Source organism: Pantoea sp. B65, from assembly GCF_047308185.1.
GTDB lineage: Bacteria > Pseudomonadota > Gammaproteobacteria > Enterobacterales > Enterobacteriaceae > Erwinia.
Genome location: NZ_JAHXPU010000042.1, coordinates 24,466 through 38,936 on the forward strand (window position 1 = coordinate 24,466; position 14,471 = coordinate 38,936).

The 14,471-nt window shown below is 58.0% G+C and carries 16 protein-coding genes; 14 read left to right on the top strand and 2 right to left on the bottom strand.

The annotated features are described in order from the left end of the window. Window positions 1-22: 22 nt before the first annotated feature. Genes JWF83_RS21480 through JWF83_RS21490 form a run of 3 tightly spaced genes read left to right on the top strand, consistent with a single transcriptional unit; the run spans window position 23 to window position 4,531 of the window. Window positions 23-493 carry a GNAT family N-acetyltransferase gene (locus tag JWF83_RS21480; protein ID WP_413652525.1) on the top strand — a complete coding sequence of 157 codons (471 nt, stop codon included), beginning with the start codon at window positions 23-25 and terminating at the stop codon, window positions 491-493. Continuing rightward, window positions 490-2,550 (top strand): hydantoinase/oxoprolinase family protein, encoded by a 2,061-nt coding sequence (locus JWF83_RS21485; protein ID WP_413652527.1) that lies wholly within the window; start codon window positions 490-492, stop codon window positions 2,548-2,550. The genes JWF83_RS21480 and JWF83_RS21485 overlap by 4 nt, the downstream gene beginning before the upstream one ends. Beyond that, window positions 2,540-4,531, top strand: coding sequence for a hydantoinase B/oxoprolinase family protein (locus tag JWF83_RS21490; RefSeq protein ID WP_413652529.1), 1,992 nt, complete (start codon window positions 2,540-2,542; stop codon window positions 4,529-4,531). Before JWF83_RS21485 ends, JWF83_RS21490 begins: the two co-directional genes overlap by 11 nt. Before the next feature lie 33 nt (window positions 4,532-4,564). On the opposite strand, the gene JWF83_RS21495 is transcribed toward JWF83_RS21490, so the two are convergent. Continuing rightward, entirely contained in the window at window positions 4,565-5,029 is a 465-nt protein-coding gene (locus tag JWF83_RS21495; protein ID WP_413652531.1) for an RES family NAD+ phosphorylase, read from the bottom strand. Beyond that, complete coding sequence (locus tag JWF83_RS21500; RefSeq protein WP_413652532.1) at window positions 5,026-5,466, bottom strand: antitoxin Xre/MbcA/ParS toxin-binding domain-containing protein; 441 nt, start codon at window positions 5,464-5,466, stop codon at window positions 5,026-5,028. Before JWF83_RS21500 ends, JWF83_RS21495 begins: the two co-directional genes overlap by 4 nt. Window positions 5,467-5,715: 249 nt before the next feature. On the opposite strand from JWF83_RS21500, the gene phnF reads away from it, so the two are divergent. The 11 genes from phnF (at window position 5,716) to phnD (ending at window position 14,422) form a co-directional block, all read left to right on the top strand. Next, the gene (phnF, locus tag JWF83_RS21505; RefSeq protein WP_413652676.1) at window positions 5,716-6,429 is read left to right on the top strand and encodes a phosphonate metabolism transcriptional regulator PhnF; all 714 of its coding nucleotides are present in this window, start codon (window positions 5,716-5,718) and stop codon (window positions 6,427-6,429) included. After that, complete coding sequence (phnG, locus tag JWF83_RS21510; RefSeq protein ID WP_413652533.1) at window positions 6,430-6,876, top strand: phosphonate C-P lyase system protein PhnG; 447 nt, start codon at window positions 6,430-6,432, stop codon at window positions 6,874-6,876. Continuing rightward, on the top strand, window positions 6,876-7,451 hold the full coding sequence (gene phnH / locus JWF83_RS21515; RefSeq protein WP_413652535.1) for a phosphonate C-P lyase system protein PhnH: 576 nt from the start codon (window positions 6,876-6,878) through the stop codon (window positions 7,449-7,451). The genes phnG and phnH overlap by 1 nt, the downstream gene beginning before the upstream one ends. After that, window positions 7,451-8,530: a carbon-phosphorus lyase complex subunit PhnI gene (locus tag JWF83_RS21520; RefSeq protein WP_413652536.1), complete on the top strand. Its 1,080-nt coding sequence runs from the start codon at window positions 7,451-7,453 to the stop codon at window positions 8,528-8,530. Before phnH ends, JWF83_RS21520 begins: the two co-directional genes overlap by 1 nt. After that, window positions 8,523-9,371, top strand: coding sequence for an alpha-D-ribose 1-methylphosphonate 5-phosphate C-P-lyase PhnJ (locus JWF83_RS21525; RefSeq protein WP_413652538.1), 849 nt, complete (start codon window positions 8,523-8,525; stop codon window positions 9,369-9,371). Before JWF83_RS21520 ends, JWF83_RS21525 begins: the two co-directional genes overlap by 8 nt. Beyond that, window positions 9,361-10,122 (top strand): phosphonate C-P lyase system protein PhnK, encoded by a 762-nt coding sequence (phnK, locus tag JWF83_RS21530; protein ID WP_413652540.1) that lies wholly within the window; start codon window positions 9,361-9,363, stop codon window positions 10,120-10,122. The genes JWF83_RS21525 and phnK overlap by 11 nt, the downstream gene beginning before the upstream one ends. A 16-nt stretch (window positions 10,123-10,138) precedes the next feature. Next, a complete protein-coding gene (gene phnL, locus JWF83_RS21535) occupies window positions 10,139-10,849 on the top strand; it encodes a phosphonate C-P lyase system protein PhnL (protein WP_413652541.1) in 711 nt (236 codons plus the stop codon). Then, the gene (gene phnM / locus JWF83_RS21540) at window positions 10,839-11,975 is read left to right on the top strand and encodes an alpha-D-ribose 1-methylphosphonate 5-triphosphate diphosphatase (protein ID WP_413652543.1); all 1,137 of its coding nucleotides are present in this window, start codon (window positions 10,839-10,841) and stop codon (window positions 11,973-11,975) included. The genes phnL and phnM overlap by 11 nt, the downstream gene beginning before the upstream one ends. Next, the gene (gene phnN / locus JWF83_RS21545) at window positions 11,975-12,517 is read left to right on the top strand and encodes a ribose 1,5-bisphosphokinase (protein ID WP_413652545.1); all 543 of its coding nucleotides are present in this window, start codon (window positions 11,975-11,977) and stop codon (window positions 12,515-12,517) included. Before phnM ends, phnN begins: the two co-directional genes overlap by 1 nt. 108 nt (window positions 12,518-12,625) lie before the next feature. Then, window positions 12,626-13,459, top strand: a complete 834-nt coding sequence (gene phnC / locus JWF83_RS21550) for a phosphonate ABC transporter ATP-binding protein (RefSeq protein WP_413652546.1) — start codon at window positions 12,626-12,628, stop codon at window positions 13,457-13,459. A gap of 33 nt (window positions 13,460-13,492) precedes the next feature. Then, window positions 13,493-14,422: a phosphonate ABC transporter substrate-binding protein gene (gene phnD, locus JWF83_RS21555; protein WP_413652547.1), complete on the top strand. Its 930-nt coding sequence runs from the start codon at window positions 13,493-13,495 to the stop codon at window positions 14,420-14,422. Window positions 14,423-14,471: the final 49 nt, after the last annotated feature.

Genomic DNA, 14,471 nt, shown 5'->3' on the forward strand with positions numbered 1-14,471 from the left:
ATTTCAGTCACCAGGAGTCACCATGCTTTTACCTTTTTCACCGCAGCTGGCGGAATGGCAGCGCGATGATTATTTACTGAGTAGTGATGCGGAAAAACTCAATCTCGACTGGATTCACCAACAGCTTTCCGGCAACAGCTACTGGGCCAAAGATCAGCCGCGCGCCATGACGCTGCGATCGATTGCCGGCTCGCTGCCGTTCGGCATTTACTGGCAACAGCAACAGATCGGTTTTGGCCGGATTATTACCGATTACACCCGCTTTGCTTATCTGAGTGACGTCATTATCGCTGCTGAACATCGTGGCCGTGGCCTGGGACGCTGGCTGGCGGAAACGGTGGTGACTCACCCGGAATTAGACAGCGTCCGGCGCTGGATGCTGGCTACCGATGATGCCCATGAGGTCTATCGCCGTGCCGGCTGGCGCACGGTGGCGCAACCGGAACGACTGATGGAATATCCCAAAACAAACGGCCAGGAGCAGCAACCATGAGTTACCGTGTTGGCGTCGATATCGGCGGTTCCTTCACCGATTTTGCCCTGCTGGATGAACGCGACAACAGTATTCGCACGCTGAAAGTTTTGTCGCGCCCGGACAGCCCCGGCAGTGAAATTATCACCGGTCTGACCCGGTTGCAGCAGCGCGACGGTATCGCCCCGCAGGAGATCCGCTACTTTACCCACGGCACCACGGTTGGGGTCAATGCGGTGATCCAGCGTAAAGGCGTCAGGCTGGCGCTGTTTGCTACCGAGGGTTTCTGCGACGTGCTGGAGCTGGCACGGCTGAAAATCCCCCATATCCACGACCTGTTCTCGCGTCGTCCGGCCCCCTTAATTTCGCGCGACCGGGTGTTTGCGGTGAAAGAGCGCACCGGCAGTGATGGTCGGATACTGAAAGCCGTCGACCATCAAAGTGTGCTGGATGCGATTGCGGCGGCCCGGGCGGCAGGCTGTGCAGGTATCGTGGTATCCCTGTTGCACAGCTATCGCAACGGCGAAAATGAAGCCCGGGTGAAAGCGATTATTGCCGGGGAGGCGCCGGAGCTGCTGACCTCCTGTTCCGCTGATATCTGGCCCATTATTCGTGAATATGAGCGCACCATTACCGCGACCATTAATGCCTATGTACAGCCCAAAGTGATCGATTATCTGGCCGCTTTTGAGCAGGCGCTGACGGCGATGGGGGTACCGGTGCCGCCGCGTATCACCAAGTCCAATGGCGGCGTAATGAGCGTCAGCCAGGCGAAAGAGGAATGTGTGCAGATGGTGCTTTCCGGCACCGCCTCCGGGGTGATTGGCGCCAGCTATATTGCCGAAAGCTGTGGTTTCGATAAGTTGCTCAGCCTGGATATTGGCGGTACCAGCGCCGATGTGGCGGTGATCATCAACGGTAAGCCGGAATATGGCAGCGGCGAGATTATCGGCGATTTCCCGATTTTTATTCCCTCGGTGTCGGTCACTTCTGTTGGCCAGGGCGGCGGTTCCATCGCCTGGCTGGATTCGCTCGGCGTATTGCAGGTCGGGCCGGACAGCGCCGGTTCCCTGCCGGGGCCGGTCTGTTTCCAGCGTGGCGGTACCCAGCCCACTGCCACTGATGCCTTCGCGGTCTGTGGTCTGATTGGCCATGGCGATCTTGGCTATCAGGCGGTGCAGGTGGATGTTGCGGCGGCGCGGGCGGCAGTGGCTAAACTGGCGCAGCCGCTGGCGATCGGCATTGAAGAGACGTCGGAAACCATTATTGCGCTGGCGATCTCAAGTATGTATAGCGATACCAGCGGCCTGCTGTCGCGTTTTGGTATCGATCCGCGTGAGTTCTGGTTGCTGGCTTTCGGCGGCGCCGGTCCGATGATGGGCTGTTTCCTTGCACGTGAACTGAATATGAAGGGCGTGGTGGTGCCGCCGACGCCGGGCGTGCTGTCGGCGCTCGGTGGGCTGGTGGCCGATATTAAAAATGATTTTATCCGCACGCTGTATGCCGATATTGATGCGGCGCTGGCACTGTCGCTGATCGATCATGGCGCGGCGTTACGGGCGGAGGGGGAAGGCTGGCTGGATCGGGAACATGGTGCTCAGCTACCGCGCACGTTGCAATTCTCCGCCGATATGCGTTATCGCGGCCAGTCGTTTGAAATTGAAGTCCCCCTGCGCCAGCAGTGGCTGGAGCAGGGGGACGTGCAGGCGATGCGGGCGGCATTTGATGCCCGGCATACCCAGCTGTTTGGTCACTGTGACGCCAGTGCGCCAGTGCAGATTATTACGCTGCGGCTGGTGTTGTCGTCGCCAACGCCGAAGCCGCGCCTAAACCGTCTGCCGGACGCCGATCAACCCGTCGTGGTGGTAAAACAGGTGCAGTCATGGATCGATGGCCAGTGGTGGTCGGTGGATGTGGTCAAACGCGACAGCCTGCGCGCCGGTCATCATTTTGCCGGTCCGGTGATCGTGGCCCAGGATGACTGCACCACCTGTGTCCCGCCAGCGATGCAGGTCAGGGTCGATGGCTTTGGCAACTTACTTATTACTCCGCTTCCGGGAGCACATCATGGCGATTGATGGTCGTAATCTGCAAATTTTAGCCAACTACTGTGCGGCTGCCGCCGACGCGATGGCATTTACCCTGATGCGCACCGCGCACTCCACCTTTGTGAAAGAGACCGAGGACTTTTCCTGTCAGATTGTCAGTCGCAGCGGGCTGGCTTTTGCCTCGCCGCGCAGTTTTGGCGCTCCCTGGTACAGCGGTATTGATTATGGTCCGGTGCTGGCGCTGATCGACAGTTATCAGGAAGGGGATATCTGCATTACCAATGACTCCTACGCCGGGAATGTGGCGACGCACTCGCCGGATATCCATATCTGGAAACCGGTGTTTCATCAGGGGGAGATTGTCTGTTTTGTCGTCGGGCATATTCATAATACCGATGTCGGGGGCGCGGTGCCGGCTTCGCTGTCGCGTTCGCTGACCGATATTGTGCAGGAAGGTATTCGTATTCCGCCGCTGAAAATTATCGCCGGCGGTCAGCTGAATGAAGAAGTGGCGCGGATAATGCGCCTTAATGTGCGCGCGCCGGAACAGAACTGGGGCGATTTTAATGCACAGATCGCCTCGGTGAATATTGGCGAGCGCAAGGTGCAGGAAATTATTGCCCGTTTTGGCGTGGAGGATTTCCTCTCCGGCATTGAAGGCATTCTTGATTATGCCGAAAAACAGGCGCGCAAGATTATCGCCACCATTCCCGATGGCGACTATTTCTATGCCGACTATGCCGATGAAGATGGCGAAGGAGGTTATCCCTGTCGTATCGCGGTGACTCTGCGGGTCAGCGGCGAAACGCTGGAGCTGGACTACACTGGCAGCGACCCGCAACTGATGTCTTCGCTGAATATGCCAACCGGCGGGCGTGAACGCCATCCGCTGGCGCTGGTCGGGGTCACCTATGTTCTGTCGACGCTGGATCGCTCCCTGCTGCTGAATGCCGGTACGTTGCGGCCGACACGGGCGATTTTGCCGCCGGGCAGCATTATGAACTGCGAGGCCCCTGCCGCCGTGGGGATGCGTTCGCTGACCTGCGCCATGTCGCAGATCGCCACCGTCGGGGTGTTCTCCCTCGCCATGCCGCAGCGCTTACCGGCCAACTCACCGGGTGGCAACTCGATCATTAATATTCGCACCGTTGATCGTCACAGTCGTACGGTGGTGGCGTCACTGGGGCCGGTCGGCGGCGGGGCAGGCGGCACGCCGAAGCATGATGGCCCGGACGGCTCCGGTGGGCTATCCGCGTTCCTGAAAAATACCCCGATTGAAATTAATGAGGCGGAAGTGCCGGTACTGTTTCATCGCTATGGCCTGGTGGCCGACAGCGCCGGCGCCGGAGAGTATCGCGGTGGGCTGGCCACGGAAATGGCGTTTGAAGTGTTCTCCCCCAACACCACTATTACTGCGCGTAACCGGAACCGTTCGGTATTTGCCTCGGCGGGCGCGGCGGGGGGCTGTGCCGGATCCACTTCATGGTTTCGCACCTGCTCAGCAACCGCCACCATTGAGCATGGCAATACCGATGTGATCCATTGCGGTCCCGGTGATGTGATTGCCATTAAGGGGCCGGGAGCGGGTGGCTATGGCGCTGCGCGCAAGCGCCAGCCGCTGGCGGTATTGCGTGATGTTCGCTGTGGTTTTGTCTCATTGCAGGCGGCACAACGTGATTACGGGGTGGTGATTGTCAACGATGAAGTGGATTACGCCCGCACCGCGCAGCTGCGTGCGGCGATGGCGGAACGCGACCCCGCTGAACACTTTGATGTCGGCGAGGCGCGCCGGGCCTTTGAAGCGCTGTGGACGCCAGCGCGTTACCAGCTATTAACCACCTTTCTTGCCGCGGCGCCGGTGGTATGGCGTCATTTTCTAAAGCATCAGGTGTTTGCTGCCGTTAAGGCCGGGCAGCATGCGGAACTGCCACTGGAGACCCAGATGGCGACTCTGTTTGCGCAGCTGCATCAGCGTTTTCCGGCGCTGACCGGAAAGCGCGGCAGCGCTTAACCCGCTGTCGGGCGGCATTGATGCCGCCCGCTATCACACCGTCAGCCGCGGATCAAAGGTGAAACTGAGCATTTTTACCGACGCCAGGCAGGCGGCGAAATCGGGATGTTCGTTGTTAAGCAGCACATTGTACTCCATTGGCACAATGGCTGACGGCACCATCAGCGCCACACTGGAACCGCCGCTAAACCAGTCGCTGCCAATCTCTTTGGTGGCGCGTCCCGGCACCGCTGAATTCCAGCTGGCCGGCAGATCGTGCGGATCCAGTTTCACGATGCGCGCATCAGGGATTTCAATGCTCATCAGCTGATACCATTCGAGAATCGATTCATCCTGCACATGCACCAGAATTTCCAGCATCGCCAGTGACACCGACGAAGCAAGATAAACCATCGGTGTACCAGGCAGATTCCAGCGCGCCACACTGTTATTTACCGCACCCACGCCGCTCCATGCGGTCGGCACCCACTGTTTCTGGCAAAAACGATACAGAATCACATTACCACACCATGCTTGATGCCCTCGATCAGGCTCATCACGTCGCGCGCGCCGGTTTCGGTTTTCATCGCCTGGTTCGGCGTTTCGCCGCCCAGCACCCGGGCGGGAGTATCCATCCAGTTGATGGTTTTATGATAATCGTTATTGAACAGCGACAACGCTAAATCAAACGCGGTGACATAGCGGGTGATGGATTCACTCTCAATCGGCGAAAGCCGATCCTTGCGGCGAGCGATGCTGCGCGCGCTCAGGCCGAGGGTGGAGAGAAATTCCTCTTTCTTGAAACCGACGATATCCCGGATATTATCGATGACACTCACCTGCAGGCCGTGTGACATCAGGCCGCGCAGCTCAGGACCTGAGGCATTCGGCAGGTTCGCCGCCACCCATAAACTGGTGGGCTTTGCTGTTTTTACCGGGAGAGTATAGGTTTTCATTGTCGACCTCGTTGCTGCCATTTGACATAGTATATCATAGCCAGTTGGCAGAAGGAGTCAATCTTGTGTCATCCGCTTCTCTTCCGGCTCAGCTGTTTTTCGGCAAATTCATCTGCATGCAATCTCGCTTTAACCTCCCTGTCACACGATAACGGCAAGGTAACCGCACACCAGAACCGTTAAGCCACTCAGCCACGGTGCCTGAATGACATTTATCACCCTGCTTGTGTTACGGAGGTTAAACCTATGATGAACTTATCCAGACATCCGACCACTGTGTATCAGGCGGTCGCCGCGCAGCTTGAGGACGAACTGCGCCAGGGTTACCGTTGCGGTGATTATCTGCCTTCGGAACAACAGCTGGCGGCACGTTATGCGGTGAATCGCCATACGTTGCGCCGTGCAGTCGATGAGCTGGTCAATAAAGGGTTACTGCAGCGCCGCCATGGCGTCGGCATTCTGGTGCTGATGCGGCCTTATGATTACCCGTTACATGCCCGGGCGCGCTTTAGTCAAAACCTGCTGGAGCAGGGGAGCCATCCCACCAGCGAGCGTCTGCTGGCGGTGTTACGCCCGGCGAGTAGCGAAGTGGCGGCGGCGCTGGCCTGCGCGGAAGGGGATAACGTTATTTATCTGCGCACCCTGCGCCGGGTAAATGGTGTACCGGTCTGTGTGATTAACCATTTTATTCCCCACCTGACGTGGTGGCCGCAATTGCAGCAATTCCGCAGCGGCTCTCTGCACGATTTTATTGATCAACAACTTAATCATCAGCTGACGCGACGCCAGACGCGCATCAGTGCGCGTAAGGCGCAAGCCAAAGAGAGCAAGCTGCTGGAAATTGGCCTGCAGGCGCCGCTGCTATGCGTGCGCACACTGAACGTGATGACGGATGGCGCGATGGCGGAGTACTCCGTCAGCCTGACGCGCGCCGATATGATTGAACTGACGCTGGAGCACTAAATGGAAGCGTTAAAAGCACGCCAGCAGTGGTTATCGGTGCTGGCCCACAGCCAGCCAAAGCAGCTGGAACAGCACTGGCAGGCGCTGAAACTGCAACCGCACTATGAAGTATTACGTGCGGCGGAAACCGGTTTAACCCGTCTGCAGGGTCGCATCGGGGGGAGCGGCAAACGTTTTATTGTCGGTGATGTGACCGTAACCCGGGCCGTTATCCGGCTGGCGGATGGCACCTGCGGCTACAGCTACGTCACCGGCCGTGACAAAGCGCACGCCGAGCGCTGTGCGCTAATTGATGCGTTATTACAGCAGCAGGAGACCCATGGCTTGCTGCAACAACAACTGATCACGCCGCTGGCGGCGGCACGCGCTGAGCAGCAGCAACTGCGCTCCCGTGAAATCGCCAGCAGCCGCGTGGATTTCTTTACCCTGGTTCGGGGAGATAATTAATGACTTTACTGGCAAGTTTTAACCATCCGGTAGCTGATGCCCAGCACGCTTTTCGCCGTATTCTGAAGGCGATGAGTGAACCCGGCGTGATGGTCTCACTGCCGATGCAGCATGGCTGGGGCGCTATTTCGCCCGCCGCCACGGCGGTACTGCTGACGCTGGTCGATGGCGAAACCCCGCTGTGGCTGGATGATGCCCTGCATGATGAAGTCCTGCTGTCTAATCTGCGCTTTCATACCGGCGCGACGGTGACGGATCGTCACGATGCTCCGTTCGCTTTACTGCATGCACGATCGCAGATCGATCCGCACTGTTTTGCTGCCGGCGACAACCTGACGCCGGAAAAGAGCACCACGGTAATTATTGAAGTCCCGTCACTGAATGGCGGGCTGACGCTGCGTCTGCGTGGTCCGGGTTTAATGGAGACGCGGGCGATTGCGCCGCAGCTGTCAGAACGCGTACTCAATGCGTTGCGCGATCGCCAGCAGCGCTTCCCGCAGGGAATCGATCTGATCTTCACCTGTGGCGAAGCGATGATGGCATTGCCGCGCACCACGCAAGTGGAGGTGTGCTGATGTATGTCGCGGTAAAAGGGGGCGAAAAGGCGATTGCCTGTGCTCATCAGTTACAGGAGAGCCTGCGACGTGGCGACCGACAGCAGGCGGAACTGGATTGTCAGCAGATCGAACAACAGCTGGGGCAGGCGGTAGATCGGGTGATGACCGAAGGCGGCATCCATGACCGTCAGCTGGCGGCACTGGCGATTAAACAGGCCAGCGGCGATCTGGTCGAGGCGATTTTCCTGCTGCGCGCCTATCGCACCACGTTGCCACGGCTGGCCGATAGTCTGCCGCTGAATAGCGCGCAGATGCGTCTCGAACGCCGTATCTCTGCGGTGTGGAAAGATCTTCCCGGCGGCCAGCTGCTGGGGCCGACTTACGATTACACTCACCGCCTGCTCGATTTTACTCTGCTGGCAAATGGTGAAGCACCGGCCGCGCCGCGCGCCGATCGGCCGCTGGAAGCCGATTGTCCGCATATGTTTGATCTGTTGACGCGCGAAGAGCTGGCGGCGCCGGAATGTGATGATGGCAGCGAGCCGCTGGATATTACCCGTGAGCCGCCAGTGTATCCGTCGCCGCGCCCGGCGCGTCTGCAACAGCTGGTACGCGGCGATGAAGGTTTTCTGCTGGCGCTCGGGTACTCCACGCAGCGCGGCTACGGGCGCAACCATCCGTTTGCCGGTGAAATTCGCACCGGCTATGTCACGGTGGAGATCGTACCGGAAGAACTCGGCTTCCCGCTGGAGATTGGCGAGATCCTGCTGACTGAATGTGAAATGGTTAACGGTTTTACCGTACCCGAAGATCAACCGCCGCATTTTACCCGTGGCTACGGTCTGGTATTTGGTCGTGCTGAACGCAAAGCGATGGCGATGGCGCTGGTCGATCGCGCACTGCAAACCGCCGAGTATCAGGAACGCATCACCAGTCCGGCGCAGGATGAAGAGTTTGTCTTGTCGCATGCCGATAATGTCGAAGCCGCAGGTTTTGTCTCCCACCTTAAGTTACCGCATTACGTCGATTTCCAGGCCGAGCTGGAGCTGCTGAAGCGATTGCGTACCCCCCGTCAGGAGCGCGAAAAAAATGAGTGAGTTGATCGGCTACAATCCCGGTTATCTTGATGAGCAGAGCAAGCGGGTGATCCGCCGCGCGATCCTGAAAGCGGTGGCGATCCCCGGTTTTCAGGTGCCGTTTGCCGGGCGTGAAATGCCGATGCCCTATGGCTGGGGCACCGGTGGTATCCAGCTTACCGCCAGTCTTATCGGCGAGCATGACGTACTGAAAGTGATTGATCAGGGCGCGGACGATACCACCAACGCCGTGTCGATTCGCCGCTTCTTTCGCCGCGTTAGCGGTGCGGCCACCACCGAACGTACGGTTGACGCCACGCTGATTCAGACCCGCCACCGCATACCGGAAACGCCGCTGGTGGAAGATCAGATCCTGATTTATCAGGTGCCGATCCCGGAGCCGCTGCGCTTTATCGAACCGCGTGAAACCGAAACCCGCAAAATGCACGCGCTGGAAGAGTACGGCATCATGCAGGTCAAACTGTATGAAGATATTGCCCGCTACGGCCATATCGCCACCACCTATGCCTACCCGGTGAAAGTGAACGATCGCTATGTGATGGATCCTTCACCGATCCCCAAATTTGATAACCCGAAAATGCATATGATGCCCGCGCTGCAGTTGTTTGGCGCCGGACGTGAAAAACGCATTTATGCGTTGCCGCCGTACTGCAAAGTGGCAAGCCTCGATTTTGATGACCATCCGTTTAGCGTCCAGCAGTGGGATCAGCCTTGCGCCATTTGCGGTTCCCGCCACAGCTATCTTGATGAAGTCGTGATGGATGACCACGGCACGCGCATGTTCGTCTGCTCCGATACCGATTATTGCCGTCAGCAGCAGGAGAACCGCCATGAAGAGTGAACAACCGCTGCTTGCGGTGCATAACCTGACGCATCTGTATGCGCCCGGCAAAGGTTTCGAACGGGTGTCATTTGAACTGTTTCCCGGCGAAGTGCTGGGGATTGTCGGTGAGTCCGGTTCAGGCAAAACCACCCTGTTACAGGCGATCTCCGCGCGCCTGGCGCCACAGCAGGGCAGCATTCTGTATCGCGGCAATGAACTGTATGCGCTGAGTGAAAGTGAACGCCGCCGTTTGTTACGTAGCGAGTGGGGAGTGGTGCATCAGCATCCGCTGGACGGTTTACGGCCACAGGTTTCGGCGGGCGGCAATATTGGCGAGCGACTGATGGCGGTCGGCGAACGCCATTACGGTGAGATTCGGCAGCGTGCCGGCAAATGGTTGCAGGATGTGGAGATCCCGGTGGATCGCCTCGACGATCTGCCGACCACCTTTTCCGGCGGCATGCAGCAGCGTTTGCAGATCGCCCGCAATCTGGTGACGCATCCGCGGCTGGTTTTTATGGATGAGCCGACTGGCGGGCTGGATGTGTCGGTGCAGGCGCGCTTACTTGATTTGCTGCGCACGCTGGTGCGTGAACTGAATCTGGCGGTGGTGATTGTTACCCACGATCTGGGGGTGGCGCGCCTGCTGGCGCACCGTTTGCTGGTGATGAAGCAGGGGCAGGTGGTGGAGAGCGGGCTTACCGATCGGGTGCTGGATGACCCGCACCATCCGTATACCCAATTGCTGGTGTCGTCGGTGTTAAGCTGAAAAACAGGAACCCTGCATGAACCCACAACTGCGTGTTGAAAATCTCAGCAAAACCTTTGTGTTACATAACCAGCATGGCGTGGTGCTGCCGGTACTGCGTGATGCCAGCTTTGAGGTAAACGCTGGCGAGTGCGTGGTGCTGGACGGTCACTCCGGCAGTGGTAAATCCACCCTGCTACGGTCGCTGTACGGTAACTATCAGCCGGAAAGCGGCCATATCTGGCTACGCCATGATCACCAGTGGCTGGATCTGGTGACGGCGCCGGCACGTCAGATCCTTGCGGTGCGTCGCGATACCATTGGCTGGGTCAGCCAGTTTCTGCGCGTGATCCCGCGCATCTCTACGCTTGAGGTGGTGATGCAGCCGCTACTGGAACGTGGTGTGGAACGGGTCATCTGCGAAGCGCGGGCACGTCATCTGCTGTCGCGTCTGAATGTGCCGGCACGCCTCTGGTCGCTGGCGCCATCAACCTTTTCCGGCGGTGAACAGCAGCGCGTTAATATCGCGCGTGGTTTTATCGCCGACTACCCGATTTTACTGCTGGATGAACCTACCGCTTCACTCGACAGCAGCAACAGCGCAGCGGTGGTGCAACTGATCGAGGAAGCCCGCGATCGCGGTGCGGCCATCGTCGGCATTTTCCATGATAAAGCGGTGCGCGAGCGGCTTGCCGATCGTCTGCATCTGATGTTAACCCCTGGCCGGGAGCAGGCGCATGATCATTAATAATGTCCGGCTGGTGCTGGAAAACGAAGTGGTGCACGGTTCGCTGGAGATACGCGACGGTGTGATCCGCAGTTTTACCGACGCCGTCAGCCAGCTGCCCGCCGCGCTGGATGGTGAAGGCGGTTTCTTACTGCCCGGGCTGGTGGAGTTGCATACCGATAATCTCGACAAGTGCTTTACGCCACGACCAAAAGTCGACTGGCCTGCCCATTCGGCGATGAGCAGCCACGATGCGCTGATGGTCACCAGCGGTATCACTACCGTACTGGACGCCATTGGCGTCGGTGATGTGCGCGATGGCGGCCATCGTCTCGATAATCTTAACAAAATGATCAATGCCATTACTCACAGCCAGCGACAGGGGCTGAATCGGGCTGAGCATCGTCTGCATTTGCGCTGTGAACTACCTTATGATAGCACGCAGGCGCTGTTTGAGCAGCTGAAGCATACGCCCGGATTATCACTGGTGTCGCTGATGGATCACTCGCCGGGTCAGCGCCAGTACGCCTCGCTGGAGAAGTATCGCGAGTATTATCAGGGCAAATACCAGCTAAACGCCCGGGAGATGGCGGAATATGAAGAGCAGCAGATCGCGCTGGCGCAGCGCTGGTCGCAGCCGAATCGCGCGGCGATCTCCGCCCACTGCCGCGAGCTGGGCATTGCGCTGGCCAGCCATGATGACGCCACGGCGGAACATGTTGATGAATCGCACGCCATCGGCAGTGTGATTGCGGAATTCCCGACGACGGAAATCGCCGCCCGACGCTCGCGAGAGCTGGGGCTGCAGATCCTGATGGGGGCGCCCAATATTGTACGTGGCGGCTCGCACTCCGGTAACGTGGCGGCGCACCGTCTGGCGCAGTCTGGTCTGCTGGATATCCTGTCATCCGACTACTATCCGGCCAGCCTGCTGGATGCCACTTTCCGCCTGGCGCAGGATGAAACCAATAGCTATGACCTGCCACGTGCGGTGGCGTTAGTTACCGCCAATCCATCCGCCGCACTGCGGCTTAACGATCGCGGCGTGATTGCTGAAGGAAAACGTGCCGACCTGGTGCTGGCGCATACCGATCACGGCCATGTCCATGTCCGCCACGTCTGGGCTCAGGGCAGGACCGTCTATTAATGGCGCGCTTAATCTGGCTAATGGGCGCATCGGGTTCCGGTAAAGACAGCCTGTTAAATGCGCTGCGTGAACAGCCGCCGGAAGGGGTGATGGTGGCGCATCGTTATATTACCCGGCCAGCCGACGCCGGGGGCGAAAACCATATCGCCCTGAGCGAGGTTGAGTTTTTACGCCGTCGCGGCAAAGGGCTGTTCGCTATCGACTGGCAGGCTCATCAACAGCACTACGCGCTGGGTATCGAAATTGATCTCTGGCTGGCGCAGGGTATCGATGTGGTGGTTAACGGATCGCGTTTGCATCTGAGCGCTGCCCGCCAGCGCTACGCTGCGCAGCTACTGCCGGTCTGCTTACAGGTCTCTCCGGCGTTACTCGCCAGCCGCTTACGTCAGCGCGGACGGGAAAACGAAGCGGAGATTGCGCTGCGCCTGCAACGGGCGCAGGAGAGGGCGCCGGAACACTGTATCAGTCTGAGTAATGACGGTGCGCTGACCGAGACCCTGCGGCAGTTTCGCGCTCTGCTGGAGAGCGCCACCTGCAGCTGATCGCGCGCAGTCATCGTTTTATCATCCGGCTGTCATCAGGGTTTCATACCAGGTGCCCGTAATAAGCGTGCAAATCCATGAACCCACTGAACCGACACGGATAAACATATGGCACAGGCACTATTGAAATCCGCTCCTGAAACAGAGGTGCGTTTGCAGCCGGTCAGGCAGCAAAAGGTCCTTGCCGTGCGGGGTTTAGGTAAATCTTATTCCACACAGCAAGCGGTATTACAGGATATCAATTTTGATCTGCACGCCGGCGAACTGGTGGCGGTGATCGGTCGTTCCGGCGCGGGTAAGTCAACCCTGCTGCATGTGCTAAACGGCACGCTAACTGCCAGCGAAGGCGCGATTGTTAATTATCGCGATGACAGCGAACAGCAGGATATCGTCAAGCTAAACCGCCGTCAGCTACGTCTGTGGCGCGCCGAATGCGGCATGATCTTCCAGGACTTCTGCCTGGTGCCGCGCCTTGATGTGCTGACCAATGTGCTGCTCGGACGGCTCAGTCAAATCCCGACGTTGAAATCGTTGTTTAAAATTTTTCCCGCTGAAGATCGTGCCCGCGCCATCTCCTTACTGCAGTGGCTGAATATGCTGCCGCAGGCATTGCAGCGCGCGGAGAACCTCTCCGGTGGACAGATGCAGCGGGTGGCAATTTGCCGGGCGCTGATGCAGAACCCCAAAATTTTGCTGGCCGATGAGCCGGTGGCTTCGCTGGATCCGAAAAACACCCGCCGCATTATGGATGTCCTGCGTCAGATAAGTGATAACGGCATCAGTGTGATGGTCAACCTGCACTCGGTCGGGCTGGTGCAAGAGTACTGTACGCGGGCGATCGGCATTGCTCATGGCCGTATTGTCTTTGATGGCCATCCGGCGCAGCTCAATGACGCTATTCTCCATACGCTGTATGGCGATGAAATCAATCAACTTAATTAACACAATCCTGGCAATACAACACAGGCGACAGCAATGAAAAAAACTCTTGGTTTGACGACACTATTGACCGGCGCAGTGATGACTTTTGGCGCGGCGGCAGCGGATGCACCGAAGGAATTAAACCTCGGTATTCTGGGAGGACAGAACGCCACACAGCAAATTGGTGATAACCAGTGCGTGAAGGAGTTCTTTGATAAAGAGCTGAGTGTGGATACCAAACTGCGTAACTCGTCAGACTACTCCGGCGTGATCCAGGGGCTGCTGGGCGGCAAAATCGATATGGTGCTGAGCATGTCGCCGTCATCGTATGCGTCGGTATATATCAAGGATCCAAAGGCCGTGGATGTGGTGGGTATCGTGGTAGATGATACCGATCAGTCACGCGGCTACCACTCGGTCGTGGTGGTAAAAGCGGATAGTCCATACCAAAAGCTGGAGGATCTGAAAGGCAAATCATTTGGTTTTGCTGACCCGGATTCCACTTCCGGCTTCCTGATCCCTAATCAGGCGTTTAAGCAGATGTTTGGCGGCAACAGTGATAACAAATATAACAACACGTTCAGCAGCGTTACCTTCTCGGGCGGCCATGAACAGGATGTGTTGGGTGTCCTCAACGGCCAGTTTGATGGTGCGGTAACCTGGGCTTCAATGATTGGCGATTATAACACCGGCTATACCAGCGGCGCCTTTACCCGCATGATCCATATGGACGCGGATCTGATGAAGAAGATCCGTATTATCTGGCAATCACCGTTAATCCCGAACGGCCCGGTACTGGTCAGCAACGCCTTGCCGGCTGACTTTAAGCAGAAAGTCATCGCGGCGATTAAGAAACTGGATACGGAAAACCACAGCTGTTTCGTGAAAGCGGTGGGCGGTAAACAGCATATTGGCCCGGCCACGGTCGCTGACTACCAGCAGATTATCGATATGAAGCGCGAGCTGACCAAAGGCGAGCGCTAAACCCGACGGCGGGCGGCATTAATGCCGCCCCTATAGCGTTTCGGCGGGC